General features: G+C 64.5%; 15 protein-coding genes. 5 read left to right on the top strand and 10 right to left on the bottom strand.

Annotated elements, in window-relative coordinates; translation table 11 throughout:
• Positions 1-62 precede the first annotated feature (62 nt).
• From BSZ39_RS09820 to BSZ39_RS14055, 3 genes are all read left to right on the top strand, one after another.
• Positions 63-566: an MgtC/SapB family protein gene (locus BSZ39_RS09820; RefSeq protein ID WP_281247133.1), complete on the top strand. Its 504-nt coding sequence runs from the start codon at positions 63-65 to the stop codon at positions 564-566.
• A 205-nt stretch (positions 567-771) separates the two neighbouring features.
• A complete protein-coding gene (locus tag BSZ39_RS09830) occupies positions 772-2,232 on the top strand; it encodes an NAD(P)/FAD-dependent oxidoreductase (RefSeq protein WP_073717160.1) in 1,461 nt (486 codons plus the stop codon).
• A 12-nt stretch (positions 2,233-2,244) separates the two neighbouring features.
• Complete coding sequence (locus BSZ39_RS14055) at positions 2,245-2,403, top strand: hypothetical protein (protein ID WP_169829090.1); 159 nt, start codon at positions 2,245-2,247, stop codon at positions 2,401-2,403.
• Here BSZ39_RS14055 and BSZ39_RS09835 read toward each other — a convergent pair whose 3' ends face one another.
• The 8 genes from BSZ39_RS09835 to BSZ39_RS09870 form a co-directional block, all read right to left on the bottom strand.
• On the bottom strand, positions 2,404-2,739 hold the full coding sequence (locus tag BSZ39_RS09835; protein ID WP_073717161.1) for a hypothetical protein: 336 nt from the start codon (positions 2,737-2,739) through the stop codon (positions 2,404-2,406). It abuts the gene before it with no gap.
• 182 nt (positions 2,740-2,921) lie between these two features.
• Positions 2,922-3,536 carry a TrmH family RNA methyltransferase gene (locus BSZ39_RS09840; RefSeq protein WP_073717162.1) on the bottom strand — a complete coding sequence of 205 codons (615 nt, stop codon included), beginning with the start codon at positions 3,534-3,536 and terminating at the stop codon, positions 2,922-2,924.
• Positions 3,537-4,136, bottom strand: a complete 600-nt coding sequence (locus BSZ39_RS09845; RefSeq protein WP_073717163.1) for a LemA family protein — start codon at positions 4,134-4,136, stop codon at positions 3,537-3,539. It abuts the gene before it with no gap.
• 74 nt (positions 4,137-4,210) lie between these two features.
• Complete coding sequence (pyrE, locus tag BSZ39_RS09850) at positions 4,211-4,780, bottom strand: orotate phosphoribosyltransferase (RefSeq protein ID WP_073717164.1); 570 nt, start codon at positions 4,778-4,780, stop codon at positions 4,211-4,213.
• 4 nt (positions 4,781-4,784) lie between these two features.
• The gene (locus BSZ39_RS14925; RefSeq protein ID WP_073717165.1) at positions 4,785-6,569 is read right to left on the bottom strand and encodes an SDR family NAD(P)-dependent oxidoreductase; all 1,785 of its coding nucleotides are present in this window, start codon (positions 6,567-6,569) and stop codon (positions 4,785-4,787) included.
• 21 nt (positions 6,570-6,590) lie between these two features.
• Positions 6,591-7,496: a carbohydrate ABC transporter permease gene (locus tag BSZ39_RS09860; protein ID WP_073717166.1), complete on the bottom strand. Its 906-nt coding sequence runs from the start codon at positions 7,494-7,496 to the stop codon at positions 6,591-6,593.
• The gene (locus BSZ39_RS09865; RefSeq protein WP_425425685.1) at positions 7,496-8,536 is read right to left on the bottom strand and encodes a carbohydrate ABC transporter permease; all 1,041 of its coding nucleotides are present in this window, start codon (positions 8,534-8,536) and stop codon (positions 7,496-7,498) included. Before BSZ39_RS09865 ends, BSZ39_RS09860 begins: the two co-directional genes overlap by 1 nt.
• 57 nt (positions 8,537-8,593) lie before the next feature.
• Positions 8,594-9,949 carry an ABC transporter substrate-binding protein gene (locus BSZ39_RS09870; RefSeq protein WP_073717167.1) on the bottom strand — a complete coding sequence of 452 codons (1,356 nt, stop codon included), beginning with the start codon at positions 9,947-9,949 and terminating at the stop codon, positions 8,594-8,596.
• Between the two features lie 196 nt (positions 9,950-10,145).
• On the opposite strand from BSZ39_RS09870, the gene BSZ39_RS09875 reads away from it, so the two are divergent.
• Positions 10,146-10,940: an exodeoxyribonuclease III gene (locus tag BSZ39_RS09875; protein WP_073717168.1), complete on the top strand. Its 795-nt coding sequence runs from the start codon at positions 10,146-10,148 to the stop codon at positions 10,938-10,940.
• Here BSZ39_RS09875 and BSZ39_RS09880 read toward each other — a convergent pair whose 3' ends face one another.
• Positions 10,941-11,792: a serine hydrolase domain-containing protein gene (locus BSZ39_RS09880; RefSeq protein ID WP_083603209.1), complete on the bottom strand. Its 852-nt coding sequence runs from the start codon at positions 11,790-11,792 to the stop codon at positions 10,941-10,943. It lies immediately after the preceding gene.
• A gap of 95 nt (positions 11,793-11,887) precedes the next feature.
• Between BSZ39_RS09880 and BSZ39_RS09885 the strand changes: the two genes are divergently transcribed.
• On the top strand, positions 11,888-12,661 hold the full coding sequence (locus BSZ39_RS09885) for an HAD-IIA family hydrolase (RefSeq protein ID WP_073717169.1): 774 nt from the start codon (positions 11,888-11,890) through the stop codon (positions 12,659-12,661).
• Here BSZ39_RS09885 and clpB read toward each other — a convergent pair.
• Positions 12,658-15,252 carry an ATP-dependent chaperone ClpB gene (gene clpB, locus BSZ39_RS09890; RefSeq protein ID WP_073717170.1) on the bottom strand — a complete coding sequence of 865 codons (2,595 nt, stop codon included), beginning with the start codon at positions 15,250-15,252 and terminating at the stop codon, positions 12,658-12,660. The two genes, BSZ39_RS09885 and clpB, sit on opposite strands and share 4 nt — an antisense overlap.
• Positions 15,253-15,402: the final 150 nt, after the last annotated feature.

The following is a 15,402-nucleotide window of genomic DNA, read 5'->3' on the forward strand; positions in this document are numbered from 1 at the left end:
ACTGAACGTCATGTACGCGATGATGAAAACAGGCACGCTATACGAGCCCCGAATCTCTGCAGCTGCTTGACAACCACCATAGGGACACCCCCCCGCCCGCGCTTCCCTCCTCACGGGCAAGGCCCCGTTCAAGCACGGCGTGCCCGCAGGATCCCGCGCGTATCTCCGCGCAGATCGTCACCGGCGTCGGTTTCATCGGCGCCGGCGTGATCTTCACGCGCCGCAACACCGTCGTGGGCCTCACGACCGCGGCGACCGTATGGGTCACGGCGGCGGTCGGTATGGCGTGCGGCGCGGGGCTCGCGGGCCTTGCCATCCTTCTGACGATCCTGCACCTATTTAGCCTGGTCGTCCTCACTCCCCTCGTCGATAAGCTCCCGACCGCCGACCGGCACAACCTCATCGATGTCACGTATGAGGACGGGCGTGGGATTCTGCGCTCGATCGTCGAGATCGCGACGCAGCAGCAATTCACGACCCAGGTGCTGTCCCCGGACCGCTATCGGTCCAGCGAAGGCACCCCGTCGTGCGCATGCAAATGCGGTTCTCGGGCAAGAATCCACTGAAAGTGCTTTTCGACGAGCTACGCAAAATCGACGGCACCGTCACCGTCGCGATCACCCATGAAGACGACGAGGACGACGAGCAACGCCCAGTAGGCGAGATGGTCCGTGTTTACCCGCGGAACATCTCCACTCTTTTGATACGGGTAGGGGTATCCTGGAAGGACGGAAACTTCCCCTCACCCACCCGGCGATTAAAGGAGAACGCGTGGCACGAGTAGTGGTTTTGGGGGCCGGCGTCTCGGGACATACGGCCGCCCTGCATTTGAAGAGAAAACTCGGTGACGAGCACACCATCACGGTGGTGTCCCCCAACTCCCAATGGAACTGGATTCCTTCCAACATTTGGGTCGGGGTTGGCGAGATGGACAAGAAGGATGTCCTCTTCCCCCTCGCACCGGTCTACGCCAAGAAGGGCATCGAATTCGTTCAGGCCCTGGCCAAGACGATCCTGCCGAATGGCGATGAGGAAAACCCGCAGGGCGCGGTCGATGTCACCTACACCTCCCCCGAGCGCAAAGGCGAGACTGAACGCCTCCGCTACGACTACCTCATCAACGCGACGGGCCCGAAGCTGCGCTTCGAAGCGACCGAGGGCCTCGGCCCCGACGGCGGCCACTCGGTGTCCGTGTGCACGGCCGATCACGCTGTCCACGCGGCGGCCGAACTCGACGCGGTGATCGCCAAGCTCAAGGCGGGCGAGAAGCAGACTCTCGTCGTCGGCATGGGCCACGGCATGTGCACGTGCGAAGGTGCCGCCTTCGAATACGTTTTCAACGTCGATCACGAACTGCGCGAAGCCGGCGTGCGGGATCGCGCGGAACTCATCTACCTCACGAACGAGGCCCAGCTCGGTGACTTTGGCGTTGACGGCATGGTGTTTGAGGAGCGCGGATTTAAGCAGTCCTCTCAGATGTGGACCGAGTCAATCTTCACCGAGCGAAACGTCTTTTCGATCCTCGGCGCGCACGTCACGAAGGTCGATAAGGGCGTCATCCATTACGAGACCCTCGACGGCGAGCACCACACGCAGCAGTTCGACTTCGCGATGCTGCTACCGCCGTTTGGCGGCGTGGGCCTCACAGCACTGGACCGCGACGGCAGCGATATCACCGAAGAGCTCTTCGCCCCGAACGGCTTCATGCGGGTCGACGGTGACTACACGCAAAAGCCGTACGAGCAGTGGCGCGCGTCGGACTGGCCGGAGACCTACGAAGTGCCCGGCTACCGCAACATCTTTGCCGTCGGGATTGCGTTCGCGCCGCCGCACGGCATCTCGAAGCCGCGCACGTCCCCGAACGGGACCGTCATCGCCCCGGCCCCGCCGCGCACCGGCATGCCGTCGGGCGTCATGGGCAAGACCGTGGCGATGACGATCGTCGATCGCATCAAGGGCAAACCGAACGCCGCCCACAAGGCCGCGATGTCGCGCCTCGGCGCGGCGTGCGTCGCCTCGTCGGGCACGGGCTTGCGTAAGGGTTCGGCGGCGACGATGACGATGTTCCCCGTCGTGCCGAACTACGAGAAGTACCCCGATACCGGCGGTCGCAACCTCAAGGGCACCCGTGGCCAGATCGGGCTATCGGGCCACTGGATGAAGCTGATGCTGCACTACCTGTTCATCTACAAGGCCAAGGCCCGTCCGGGCTGGTCCCTCATTCCGGAGTAAGGAGGCACCGATATGAGCGAGTCCCCCGTCATTCGGGAGTACCCGGAGGTACCCCTGCCGACGAAGAAGACCCTAGCCAGACGGCAAAACATCGCCATTCAGGCCGTGAAGTTCGCGGGCTCAGCCCTGAACATCATGATGATGGTGATCAAGGGGCACGATAAGGACTAACTAGTCCTGCTTCGAGGCAACGAACCACTTGCCGCCGTCTTGAACGACCCGCATCTCGAGCCCATCCCCGCCCGAAGCGCGGGTCGTCTTGACGAAGGTCTCGCCGTTCTTTTCCACCACTTCGTAGCTGAAGTCATCCATAGACTCGCCGCCCTTGCGGACCGCGAGTGCCTGGGTCGTGCCTTGCATGCACGGGATATCGCCGTCGCGGCCCGTCACAATCTCGTTCTCGACGACGCTGCACATGAGCTCGGTGTCCTTCTTGGACATCGCGGTCAAAAGCGTCTTCACGGCGCTGTGCGGGGTGTCGGTGCCCTTACCTTGCGCGACCGGCACGTCCGCGTCCTTGAGCTTCTCGCCCGACTTTCCCTCTTCGCCGGAGGGCGACTCGCTCGCCTTGTCCTCGGCGGGCTTGGTCTCGTTCGACGAGCAGCCAGCAACGGCGATGAGCGCGGCAACGGCTACGGGTAATGGGCACGACCCGAAAGTGGTGCATGGTTGGCGCTACACTAACGCAATCACGTGTCTGGTGCGTTAACGGCGTGCTGAATACTCCAGGCCCACATGGCGATTGCGGCCGCATGGCCGACGTTGATAGAGCGGGTCGAGCCGAACTGGGTAATGTGGTGGATGACCGGGCAGATTTCGCGCATTTCACTCGATAGCCCACGGGCTTCCGACCCGAAAATCAGGACGGCCTTTTCGGGCAGCGTCGCACCTTCGATCGGCACCGAATTTTCGACGTTATCGATTCCGATAGGTGAGATGCCTTCGGCGGCAAGGTAGTCGTCAAAGCCCGCAACAGTCTCGTGATGGTCGACGTGTTGGTAACGATCGGTGACCATGGCGCCGCGGCGATTCCAGCGGCGCCGACCAACGATGTGGACGCGCGCGACCGCGAACGCGTTCGCGGTGCGCACGATCGAGCCGATGTTGAAATCGTGGTCGAGGTTTTCGATCGCGATGTGCAGGGGGCGGCGCCGTTGGTCGATGTCGGCGATGATGGCATCCATCGTCCAGTACCGATAGTGGTCCTCGACGTTGCGTCGATCCCCGTGTTCGAGCAGTTCGGGGTCGAACCGCTGATCGGTGGGCCAGGCGTCTGGGCCCCCGGGCCATGGGCCGACGGCCATTTATTCGGCGTCGAACCGGTCGCGGTCGGCGGAGAAGTTAACGTACGGCGAGGCGCGGACGGCGGGATCCTCGGTCTCGAAGTACTCGGCGCGGCCGAAGTTGAACATCGAGGCGATGATTGAGGGCGGGAACGTCTCGCGCTTGGTGTTCATCTCGCGCACGTTCGCGTTGTAGTAGCGGCGGCCAGCGGCGATCCGGTCTTCGGTATTCGTCAGCTCAGCTTGCAGCTGCTGGAAGTTCTGGTTCGCACGCAGCTCGGGGTAGGCCTCCGCGACGGCGAAGAGTCGAGCAAGCGCGGAGGACAGGACGTTTTCCTGCTCGGCCTGCTGGGCCGGGGAGGAGCCGCTCTTGACGGCCTCGGCGCGGGCGCGGGTGACGTCGTCGAAGACACCCTTTTCGTGCGCCGCGTAGCCCTTGACGGTTTCGACGAGGTTAGGGATGAGATCGTGGCGGCGGTGCAGCTCGACGTCGATCTGACGCCATGCCTCTTCGACCTTGTTACGGAGCTTGACGAAGCCGTTGTACGTGACGATCGCCCACAGGATGAGAACGAGCAGCACGACACCGATGATCGCGAGAATAAGCGGAATGGGATCCATGATCAATCCTTAGTCAGGTCGACTTTGCTACGCGTAAGTCTGGCACATTTTGCGCAGGTTGACGCTCCCAAATCCTAGGCCAGAGACAGATCGGACAAATCGAGCGCGTACAGGTACGGCACGTCGAGCGCGCTGATCTTTTCACCGGCTCCGGTCGCGCGGTCAACGACAACGGCGCAGGCGACGACCTCAGCCCCGGCGGCGCGGACCGCTTCGATCGCGGTGATGGGAGAGCCGCCCGTGGTCGAGGTGTCTTCCACGACGACGACGCGGCGCCCCTCGATCGAGGGCCCCTCGATCTGGCGCTGCATGCCGTGGGTCTTCGCCGACTTGCGCACGACGAACGCGTCGATCGCGAGACCACGCGAGGCCGCGGCATGCATGATCGCTCCAGCGACCGGGTCGGCACCCATGGTCAGGCCGCCGACGGCGTCGAAGTCATCGGGCGCGAAGCCCGACTCTTCGAGGAGGTCGAGCATGACGTGGCCGATGAGCGGAGCCGCTTCGTGGTGCAGGGTCGCGCGGCGCAGGTCGACGTAGTAGTCCGACTTCATGCCGGAGGCGAGGGTGACCTCGCCGTGGACGACCGCGAGGTCTTTGACGAGCTCGGCGAGGCGCGCTTTAGGTGTGTCGTTAATGGTCACGGCCCTAGTCTAGATCGTCCTCTTCGAGCATTGGATCCCGCGTCGGATCCCCTGGATCGATGTCGCCGAGCGCCGTCTCATCGACGCCGATGGCTTCGGCATAGAGCCGTTCATCGGCCACCAGCCGTTCGGCCAGAGCCTCGTTGCAGCCGATGATCACCGAACCACTGTCAACATCCATCGCGAGCGCCCACCGGCGGTCCGCCGGCCACATGAGATTCGGATACCAAGGTCCGAAATGCCCCCACCCCACATAAGTGGACAGCGCATCCCAATCGTCGAAGGTCAGCAGGATATGTGAGCGATCGGGCAACTCGAGTTTTGCTCCGTCGCGCAACGACCGCGGAAGCTCACCCAAGGCAGCAGCACGCATGCTCTCTGCCACCTCTGCGTCCCACTCGTCGCGCTCATCGCCGCCACCTTCGGGAGCCCATGTCAGCATGGCGCGCGAGCGCGGCGGCTGCCCGCAGACCAACGACACCACGCGATCGACCAGCGACGGCGGTGTATCCGAGGCAGTAAAGCCGCCGTAGCCTTCCCAGTACCCAACGGTCAGCGGACTGGATGCCGCGGCCAAGTATTCACCGAGCGCCAGCCACTGCGAGCGATTGAGTCCGCGCCGTTCGTAGGTCTCCTCCCAATCCGACGGGTTCCTCGACGGCGCGTATTCATCATCGAGGTCCGCGTATGGGTCTTCCCAAGGAAGGGTCTCGCCGACCCAGGTGTGGTTGTCTTTTTCGCACACCCAGGCTTTTTCGATCGCGAAGCGCACCTGTACGTAGCGTTCAAAGCGGCGGCCCAGGAGCGTCGCGGGCGTGAACCCGACAGCAGCACCGACCGCGTCTTTCAACCAGGAACCTTCGGTCGGATCGGCGGGGTGGATGCGGGAGAACATCGCGCGCTCGGCGGCGTTTTGTTCCACGCCCTCAACGTCGTACAGGTCGGCGAGGCTCACCGTAGCGGACTTATCGCCAATGGCCCGCTCCCACATCTTCGGGCCGCCGATCTTGCGCACGAGGGCGCGCGGCGCGAGCTTCATGATCCCCTGCAGCGACTTGTACCGCAGCGACGGCGTCGTGTGGACGGCCCCGCGTCGTACGGCCGCGAGCGCATCGGCGACGACGTCTTCGGCGTCGAGCCAGCCGAACTCGGGCCAGGCGCTTTCCTTCATGCCAGACGCGGAGTGGAATTCGGTGCGCACGAGGCCGGGGCTGACGGCCGTTGCCGTGACGCCCGTGCCCTCGAGCTCGCCCGCGAGCGCCTCGGTGAAGGTCTTCACCCATGCCTTGGCGGCGGCGTAGGTCCCCATGGCGGTCTGCGCGACCATGGAGGATACATTGAGGATCGCGCCGCGCCCGCGCGGGATCATGGCGGTCGCGGCCGCGTGCGAGAGTTCCATGACGGCCCGGATCATGACCTCGATGGCCTCGTTTTCGCGCTCCAGGCTACCGCCGATGAAGCGCTGCCCGAGGCCGAATCCGGCATTGTTAACGAGCAGCCCGATCGGTGCAGACTCATCGCGCAGCCGCTCGACGACCTGAGCTCGCCCGTCGGCGGTCGCGAGGTCAGCGACGATGACTTCGACGGTGATCCCGGCGACCTGTTCGAGCTCGTTCTTCAGCTGCGCGAGACGCTCATCACGGCGCGCCACGATGACGAGGTCATGACCGACGGCAGCAAGCTGCCACGCGAATTCAGTGCCGAGTCCCGAGGACGCACCCGTGATGAGGGCGGTGCCACGGCGGGCGACGTCAAGGGGTCGGGCGGGTCCAGATCCGGTAGGGCTCATGCCACCATCGTAGGCCCGGCGCTATCCCTTCACCGCGCCGGCCGCGAGGCCGGACTGCCAGAAGCGCTGGAGCACCAGGAAGATCACGACGAGCGGGATGACGCCGAACAGCGAGCCCATGAGGACCGAGCCGTAGTCGGGCGTATTGTTCTGCGCCATCATGCCGTACATACCGAGCGTGACGGGCTTGAGCTTGTTCTCCGTGATCATCATGAGCGGCAGCAGGAAGTTGTTCCACGTCGCCACGAAGATGAACAGGAAGATCGTCACCATCGCGGGCGCAAGGAGGCGCAGCACCATCGTGAAGAAGATGCGGAACTCCCCGGCCCCGTCGATGCGGGCGGCTTCGATGAGCTCATCGGGCACCGAGGTCTCGGCGTAAAGCCGGCCAAGGAATACACCGAACGGCGAGACACACGACGGGATGATAATCGCGGCCATGGTGTTCGTCAGGCCGAGGCCATGGAAGACGAGGTACAGCGGGACCGTGAGCAGTGCGATCGGCAGCAGCAGGCCGGCGAGCACGCTGAGTTGGATGGCATTGCGGCCCGGGAACTTGAACTTCGCGAGCCCGTACCCGGCGGAGACGCTCAGCAGCGTGCCGATGACGCCAGCGGCCGTCGAGTAGATGATCGAGTTCATGACCCAGGTCCAGTACTCGCTGCGCGACCAGGCGAGCAGGCCGTCGTAGTTCTGCTTGATCGAGTTATCGGCGAACCACAGGCCGGAGGTCGTCACCAGATCCGAGTTGTCCTTGGTCGAGGAGACGATCAGCCAGTAGATCGGGAAGAGGAAGTAGAGCGCAACGACGATGAGGATGATGCGCGTGATGATCTTCGCGATCGGCATCGGGTCGAGCGACTTCGGGTGGTTGCCGACGCTCGGGGTGTAGGTGCGGCCGTCGGGAAGCGTCGCGGTGCGTGCCATTAGTCAGTCCTCCGTTGAACGAACGCGTACACGGCGGCGAGCACCGCGGCGATTGCGGCCATGACGATGGAGATCGCGGAGGCGGGGCCCGCGCCGGACGGGGAGATCTGCCCCATCATCGTGTTGTAGGCCATCATCATGGGGGTGTAGTCGGCGCCCATCCACGTGTTTTGCGTGTACATGACAGTCGGCTCGTTGAACAGCTGGATCGTGCCGATGATCGACAACAGCACCGCGAGCAGCGCGGCCGGACGCAGCAGCGGGATCTTGATCTTGCTGACGACCTGCCAGCCGGACGCGCCATCGATGCGGGCGGCCTCATAGAGTTCGCTCGGCACCGAGTGCAGCGCGGCGAGGAAGATCAGCATGTTGTAGCCGGTGAAGGTCCACGTCGTCATGTTGGCCATCGATGCCAAGATGACGTTTCGAGAAAAGAAATTCACGTCGAGGCCGAGTTGCTGCAGGCCGTAGACGATGGGGCTCATTTGCGGGTTGTACAGGTAGAGCCAGACCATGGCGGCGATAATGCCGGGGATCGCGTAGGGCAGGAAGAACCCGAGGCGATAGGCGCCGATTCGCTTCACGAGCAGGGAATCGAGCAGCAGGGCGAGCGCGAGCGCGCCGAGGATCATGACCGGGATCTGGAAGGCCCCGAACAACAGGACGCGTCCGATGCCCTTCCAGAACCGGGCGTTCATCACGACTTCTTCATAGTTTTCTAGCCCGACGAAGGTGTCGACGGTTTCGCCGCCACCGTACAGGCCGCCACCTTTCGGCTTCGCCTTAAAGAACGAGCTTTTGATGGATACGAGGATCGGGATGAGGAAGGAGACGGTGAAGAAGAGCGCGAACGGCGCGAGGAAGGCCCATCCGAAGCGGGCTTCCCGGCGGCGCCGTGCGCGGATGGCGGCGCGGTTGCGCTTTTCCAGTTCCTTGTCTCTGGTGTTGTCATCCAGCTCCGGGACCGGCGGCATGAGTGCCGGTCCCGGGAGCGCTGCGGCCTTATCGGCCGAGGATGAATCGGTCGATCGTTCAGTCATTGCGTGGGCCCCTCCAAACTCTCGCGTGGGCCGAACCCACGCAATGCTTCGATCGTATTACTGGGATACCGCGATTCCGGCGGCCTTCAGCGAGTCAATCGACTCCTTCTGAGCGGCCTCGAAGATATCCATGACCTTGGCGGAGCCGTCCTTAACGTTGCCACCGATCTCGGTCATCTTCGTTCCCACGGCGGGCCAGGTGGGGGCGTAGGGGAAGTTCGGGTTCATGGCTTCGTTGGCCTTCAGGAGCTCAGCGTAGACATCCTGGCCACCGAAGTGCTTCGACCAGGCCTCGGGGGTCTTGCCGGCGCCCTGGTTGGTGGCGACGACGAGGCCCTGGGAGACGAGATCGTCAACCTGGGTGTTGTACCAGTTCGCGAACTGGACAGCTTCCTTCGGAGCCTTGCAGCCGTTGATCACGGCGATGCCGGAGCCACCGTCAGAGCCGGTGGAGGGGGTGCCGGGGTTGAACTCGGGCAGCTGCGCGACCTGCCACTTCAGCTCGGCGGGCTTTCCGTCCTTGTCGAAGTCATCCAGCATGAAGGCGGGCTCCCACGCGGCGGCCACGGTACCGATGATGGTGCCGTCGAGCAGCTTGGCGGTGAAGTCATCCGACCAGCGGTCGATCTTCAAGATCAGGTCGTTGTCGAGCAGATCCTGCTGGATCTCGGCGACCTTCTTGGAGGCTTCGCCGTTGGCGTCGACCTTCCAGGAGTCACCCTCGGCCCTGAACCAGGTGCCTCCCGCGGCGGCAGCCATGCCGGACATGCGGTACTGGGTCTCGTCGGCCTGCCAGGTGCCGATATACTTGCCGGCGGCCTTGGCCTTCTCAGCGGCGGCCTTGAACTCGTCCCAGTTGGTCGGGGCGGTAATGCCGAGTTCGTCGAAGGCGGCCTTGTCGTAGACGTAGACGAGCGGGCCGGTGTCCTGCGGCAGGCCAACCGTCACGTCGCCCAGCTTCATCATGCCCATGGCACCCGCGGAGTAGTTCTTCTCGAACTCCTTGGTGTGCTCGGAGACATCCATGAGGTCGCCAGCAACGTATTCGGAGGCGATTTCGCCGTAGCCGACCTGCGCGAGGCAGGGAGCGGTGCCGGCCTTCACGGCCTGCTGGATCTTCGCGTAGGACTCCTGGGGCTTGCCCTCGAACTTCACGGCCTTCACCTTGATGTTCGGGTTTTCCTTGTTCCAGCGGTCCACGGACTCCTGGACCTTCACCATGCCGTCCTTATCGGGCAGGCGGTGCCAGTATTCGATTTCTACGGCCTTGCCGTCTCCGGCATCGGGGGCAGTGGTGGCGCCAGAGGTGGGATCGGTGGCCTTGCCACCGCCGCCACAGCCGGCGAGGATCAGCGACGCTGCCGCCAGCGCGCCCACCATGGCCGGGGTACGGCCAATCTTCTTTGTTGACATCGTTGTCGACCTCTCCGTCGATGGTTGGTGATGTTTCGCGGTTACGCGCGTGATGGGATCTGAGGGATCTGGCATGGCGCGCTAGCTCAAGAATAGGGCGTGCGCGGATTAAATCCCAACCCGCACGACACAATTCCGTCACAATCGATCAAAATCCACCAGATCTACGTGTGGCGCTGCTCGCTATGCTGACGACATGAGGCTTGCAACGTGGAACGTGAACTCCATTAGGACCCGCATCGATCGCGTCACCGCTTTTTTGGAGCGCGGCGATATCGATGTTCTGGCGATCCAAGAATTGAAATGCCGCGAGGATCAGTTCCCCTGGCAACAGTTGACCGACGCAGGCTACGAGGTCGCGATGGTCGGCCATAACCAGTGGAATGGCGTCGCGATCGCCTCACGCGTCGGGCTGAGCGAAACGAGCATCGGGTTCCCCCAGACGCCAGCCTGGGGCGATGACCAGGTCAGCGAGGCGCGCGCGATCCGCGCGATCGTCGGCGAAAAGGTCGGCCTGCCGATCGAGCTGTGGAGCCTGTACGTTCCTAACGGCCGCGAGCTCGACCACCCGCACTACGCCTACAAGCTGCAGTGGCTCGCGAACCTCAAGGAGCACATCGCGGCCGAACTTGCCGAGCGGCCCGACGCCAAGATCTCGCTCGTCGGCGATTTCAATATCGCGCCGCACGACGAGGACGTGTGGTCGATGGAGTTTTTCGAGGGCAAGACGCACGTCTCACAGCCCGAGCGCGATGCGTTCTTCGCGTTCCTCGACGCGGGCCTGACCGAGGTCACGCGCGAGCGCGTCACGCAGTACACGTACTGGGACTACCAGCAGCTGCGCTTCCCGAAGAACCAGGGCATGCGCATCGACTTCGTGCTCGCCTCCCCCGCACTCGCCGAGCTTGTGACCGGCGCGGAGATCGACCGCAACGAACGTAAGGGCAAGGGCGCCTCCGACCACGTCCCCGTGATCGTGGAGCTCGAATAATTAGCGGCCGTTCTTGCGGTAGCAGGCGACGATCCGGCCGTTGAGGTCAGTCCACTTGGCGTGGTGCTCCTCGTCGTAGGGCTTTTCCCCGAGGAACACGGCCGCGAGGCCGAGGTCGGGGTCGACCCAGACGAAGGAGCCGGAGCGCCCGAAGTGCCCGAACGCTTTCGGCGAGTGCAGCGTCGACATCCAGTGCGGGTCCTTCTGCCCGTGGATCTCGAAGCCGAGGCCCCAGGCGTTTTCCTTGTGCCGCCCATAGCTCGGCACGACGCCGTCGAGGCCCGCGAACTGCGTGGAGGTCGCCTCCCGGAAAATCTCCGGGGACACGAGCGTCGGGTTCAGCCATTCGCGCACGATCTCGGCCAGGCAGCGGGCGCTGCCCTTCGCGCCCCAGGCCGGGGAGCCGTCGAATTCGACGTCGACTACCCCGAGCGGAGTGAGTACCTGCTCGTCGGTCCACGTCTGGATATCGACGCCGGTCGCCTCTTCGAACTGTTCGCCCATGATCTCGATGCCGACATTGGAATAGACGCGGTGGCGCTCCGGGCGCTGGGACGCATACCCGGCCTCAAATGGCAGGCCCGAGGCGTGGGCCATGAGGTGGCGGATCGTCGCCCCCTCCGGCGCCCGCGGCCCGGCGGGCGCGTCGAGATCAAACATGTGACGGTCGACCGCGATGAGCGCCGCATAGACCGCGAGCGGCTTCGTCACGGACGCGAACGGGAATACCGTGTTGACACTGCCCTCGGTGTGAATGACTCCCCCGCGGTCGACCACGACGAGGCCGCAGTCGAAGCTCCACTCGCCTAGGAGTGGAGCACAGGGCAGAACATCGGTGGAGGTAAGCATCATGGAGCCAGTCTAGGATGCCGCCCGATTCGCAGCGATCCACGCCTGTGCGACATGAGGCCCACGTTCTGTTCACTTCGCGCACCTAAGCTGGAGACATGACACAGGAGATCACTGCATGGCTGTCCGATATGGATGGCGTTCTCGTTCACGAAGGACATGCGATCGACGGCGCGGCCGCGTTCCTCGATCGACTGTGCGAGAAGGATCTGCCCTTCCTCGTGCTCACCAATAACTCGATCTTCACTCCCCGCGACCTCTCGGCCCGGCTCGCGTCCTCGGGCCTGAACGTGCCCGAGGACCGGATCTGGACCTCCGCGCTCGCGACCGCGACCTTCCTTGCCAGCCAGTCCGAGGAGCGACGCGCGTTCGCCGTCGGTGAGGCGGGCCTGACGACCGCCCTGCATGAGGCGGGATTCGTCCTGACGGAAGAAAACCCCGACTTCGTCGTGCTCGGCGAGACGCGGACCTATTCTTTTGAGGCCATCACGAAAGCAGTGCGCCTCATTCTGGGTGGCGCGCGGTTTATCGCGACGAACCCCGATCCGACGGGCCCGACGAAGGACGGCCCGCTGCCCGCGACGGGATCGGTCGCCGCGCTCATTAAGCACGCGACGAACCGCGCTCCGTACTACGTCGGCAAGCCGAATCCGGTCATGCTGCGCCACGCGATGAACAAGATCGGCGCGCATTCGGAGAACACGGCCCTCGTCGGTGACCGTATGGACACCGACATCCTCGCGGGGATGGAGTCGGGCCTACTCACCCACCTCGTGCTCACGGGCTCGACGAGCCGCGATGAAATTCAGCGCTTCCCCTACCGGCCTGCGCACGTGCACGATTCCATCGCGGACCTCGTCGATCTGATCTAGCCGATCTTTTCTAGGGCGAGCCCGCCCTCGCCGACGTCGACCCGGACCGTATCGCCGTCGTCGACCTTCCCGCCGATGATGAGCTTGGCGAGCGAGTCGCCGATCTCCTTTTGCACCAGGCGGCGCAGCGGACGCGCGCCGTAGGCCGGGTCGTAGCCGGTTTCGGCTAGCCACGTGCGGGCGGGTTCGGTGACCTCCAGGCTGATGCGGCGCGACTTGAGGCGCTCGGCCATCGCGGCAACCTGCAGGTCGACGATGTTCGCGAGCTCATCGCGCGTCAGCGGGTCGAAGATGAGGATCTCGTCGAGCCGGTTCAAAAACTCCGGCTTGAACGCCGCCCGCACCGCGCCCATGACGGCTTCGCGCTTGTCGTCCTCGCTCATCTCGGCGGAGACGAGGAACTGCGAGCCCAGGTTCGAGGTGAGGACGAGAATCGTGTTGCGGAAGTCGACCGTGCGGCCCTGGCCGTCGGTCAGGCGGCCGTCGTCGAGGACCTGCAACAGGATGTCGAAGACCTCCGGATGCGCCTTTTCGACCTCGTCGAGCAGCACAACCGAGTAGGGCCGACGCCGCACGGCCTCGGTGAGCTGCCCACCCTCGTCGTAGCCGACGTATCCCGGGGGCGCGCCCACGAGGCGCGAGACCGAATGCTTCTCGGAGTATTCCGACATGTCGATCCGGATGATCGCGTGCTCGTCGTCGAAGAGGAAGTCCGCGAGCGACTTCGCGAGCTCGGTCTTACCGACACCGGTGGGCCCGAGGAACAGGAATGAGCCGGTGGGCCGGTTCGGGTCGGCGACGCCCGCGCGCGAGCGGCGGACGGCATCGGAAACGGCGCGCACCGCGGCCCGCTGGCCGATGAGGCGCTCGGCGATGACGTCTTCCATGGCGAGGAGCTTATCCATCTCGCCTTGCAGCAGGCGCCCGGTGGGGATACCCGTCCAAGACTCGACGACCTCCGCGACTTCGGCGGGGCCGACCTTCTCGGCGATCATCGGCTCAGCTTCATCGGAGCGGTCCTCGGCCTCTTCGGCCTCGGCGATCTCACGTTCGATGCCCGGGATCGCGCCGTTTTGCAGGCGGCCGGCCTCCTCCCAGCGGCCCTCACGCATCGCGAGGTCGAGCTGGGTGCGCAGCTCATCGAGCTTCACGCGCAGGTCACCGACGCGGTTGCGGCCGGCCTTTTCCGATTCCCAACGCGCGGTGAGCGCGTTGAGTTCTTCGGAGCGGTCGGCAAGTTCCGCGCGGACCTTTTCTAGCTGGGCGACCGTCGTCGAATCCTCATCATCGGGGTCGGATTCAGTCAGGTAGGACTCCTCCATGCGCAGCCGGTCGACCTGGCGATTCAGCACGTCGATCTCGATCGGGGACGAATCGAGCTCCATGCGCAGCCGCGAGGCGGCCTCATCGATCAGGTCGATCGCCTTATCCGGCAGCTGGCGGCCGGAGATATAGCGGTCGGACAGCTCCGCGGCCGCGACGATGGCGCCGTCGGAGACCGTCACCTTGTGGTGGGCCTCGTACTTCGGCGCGATGCCGCGCAGGATCGCGATCGTGTCCTCGACGCTCGGCTCGCCGACGAACACCTGCTGGAAGCGGCGTTCGAGCGCCGGGTCCTTTTCGATGTTCTCGCGGTACTCGTCGAGCGTGGTGGCGCCGACGAGGCGCAGCTCGCCGCGCGCGAGCATGGGCTTGAGCATGTTGCCCGCATCCATCGAGCTATCGCCGCTGCTGCCCGCACCGACGACCGTGTGCAGTTCGTCGATGAACGTGACGATCTCACCGTCGGAGCGCGCGATCTCATTCAGGACCGCCTTGAAGCGCTCTTCAAATTCGCCGCGGTACTTCGCGCCCGCGACCATCGCCGCGATATCGAGCGAAATGAGGCGCTTGTTCTTCAGCGATTCGGGGACGTCGCCTGCGACGATGCGCTGGGCGAGGCCCTCGACAACGGCGGTCTTACCGACGCCGGGCTCGCCGATGAGGACGGGGTTGTTCTTCGTGCGGCGCGACAGCACTTGCACGACTCGGCGGATCTCGCTATCGCGGCCGATGACCGGGTCGAGCTTGCCGTCGCGCGCGTCTTCGGTGAGGTCGCGGCCGTACTTCTTCAGCGACTCGAAGCTGCCCTCGGGGTCCGCGCTCGTCACGGGGTCTGGGCGTAGCTGTGGCAGCACCTGGGCGAGGACCTCTTCGCGCGCGCCGGCGCCGACGAGGATCGTTCCCGCGTTGCTGGGTGAGGCCGCGATCGCGAGCAGCAGGTGCTCGGTGGAAACGTATTCATCGCCCATCGTGCGGGCGCGCGCGCTCGCATCGGAGATGACGTTCAGCAGGTCGCGGTCGGCCTGCGGCTGGCTCACCGAGCTGCCGGTCGAACTCGGCAGCGCGACGAGCGCGTTGCGGACCTTCGCCCCGATCTCTTGGCGGGAGGCGCCGATCGCCTCGAGCAGCGCGAGCGGCACACCGCCTTCTTGTTCTAACAGCGCGGACAGCAGGTGCGCCGTGGTCACCTGGGGGTTGCCGGCGGCCGTCGCCGCTTGGACGGCAGCGGTGAGGGCCTCTTGAGATTTGGTGGTGAACTTCTCGTTCATGGGTCTCCCTCGTTGGTCAACAATTCTTCACTGCTTAACTCAACGAGGGAGCACGGGAAGTTGAGTCCCTCATAGTGGTGTAGCGGGGTGGTCGTGCTGGACAGCAGGGCGGTCACCGCGTGATCCTCGAGTTCATCTTCTACAACTCAC

Origin of the sequence: Bowdeniella nasicola (assembly GCF_001907295.1) — a bacterium.
Taxonomy (GTDB): Bacteria; Actinomycetota; Actinomycetes; order Actinomycetales; family Actinomycetaceae; genus Bowdeniella; species Bowdeniella nasicola.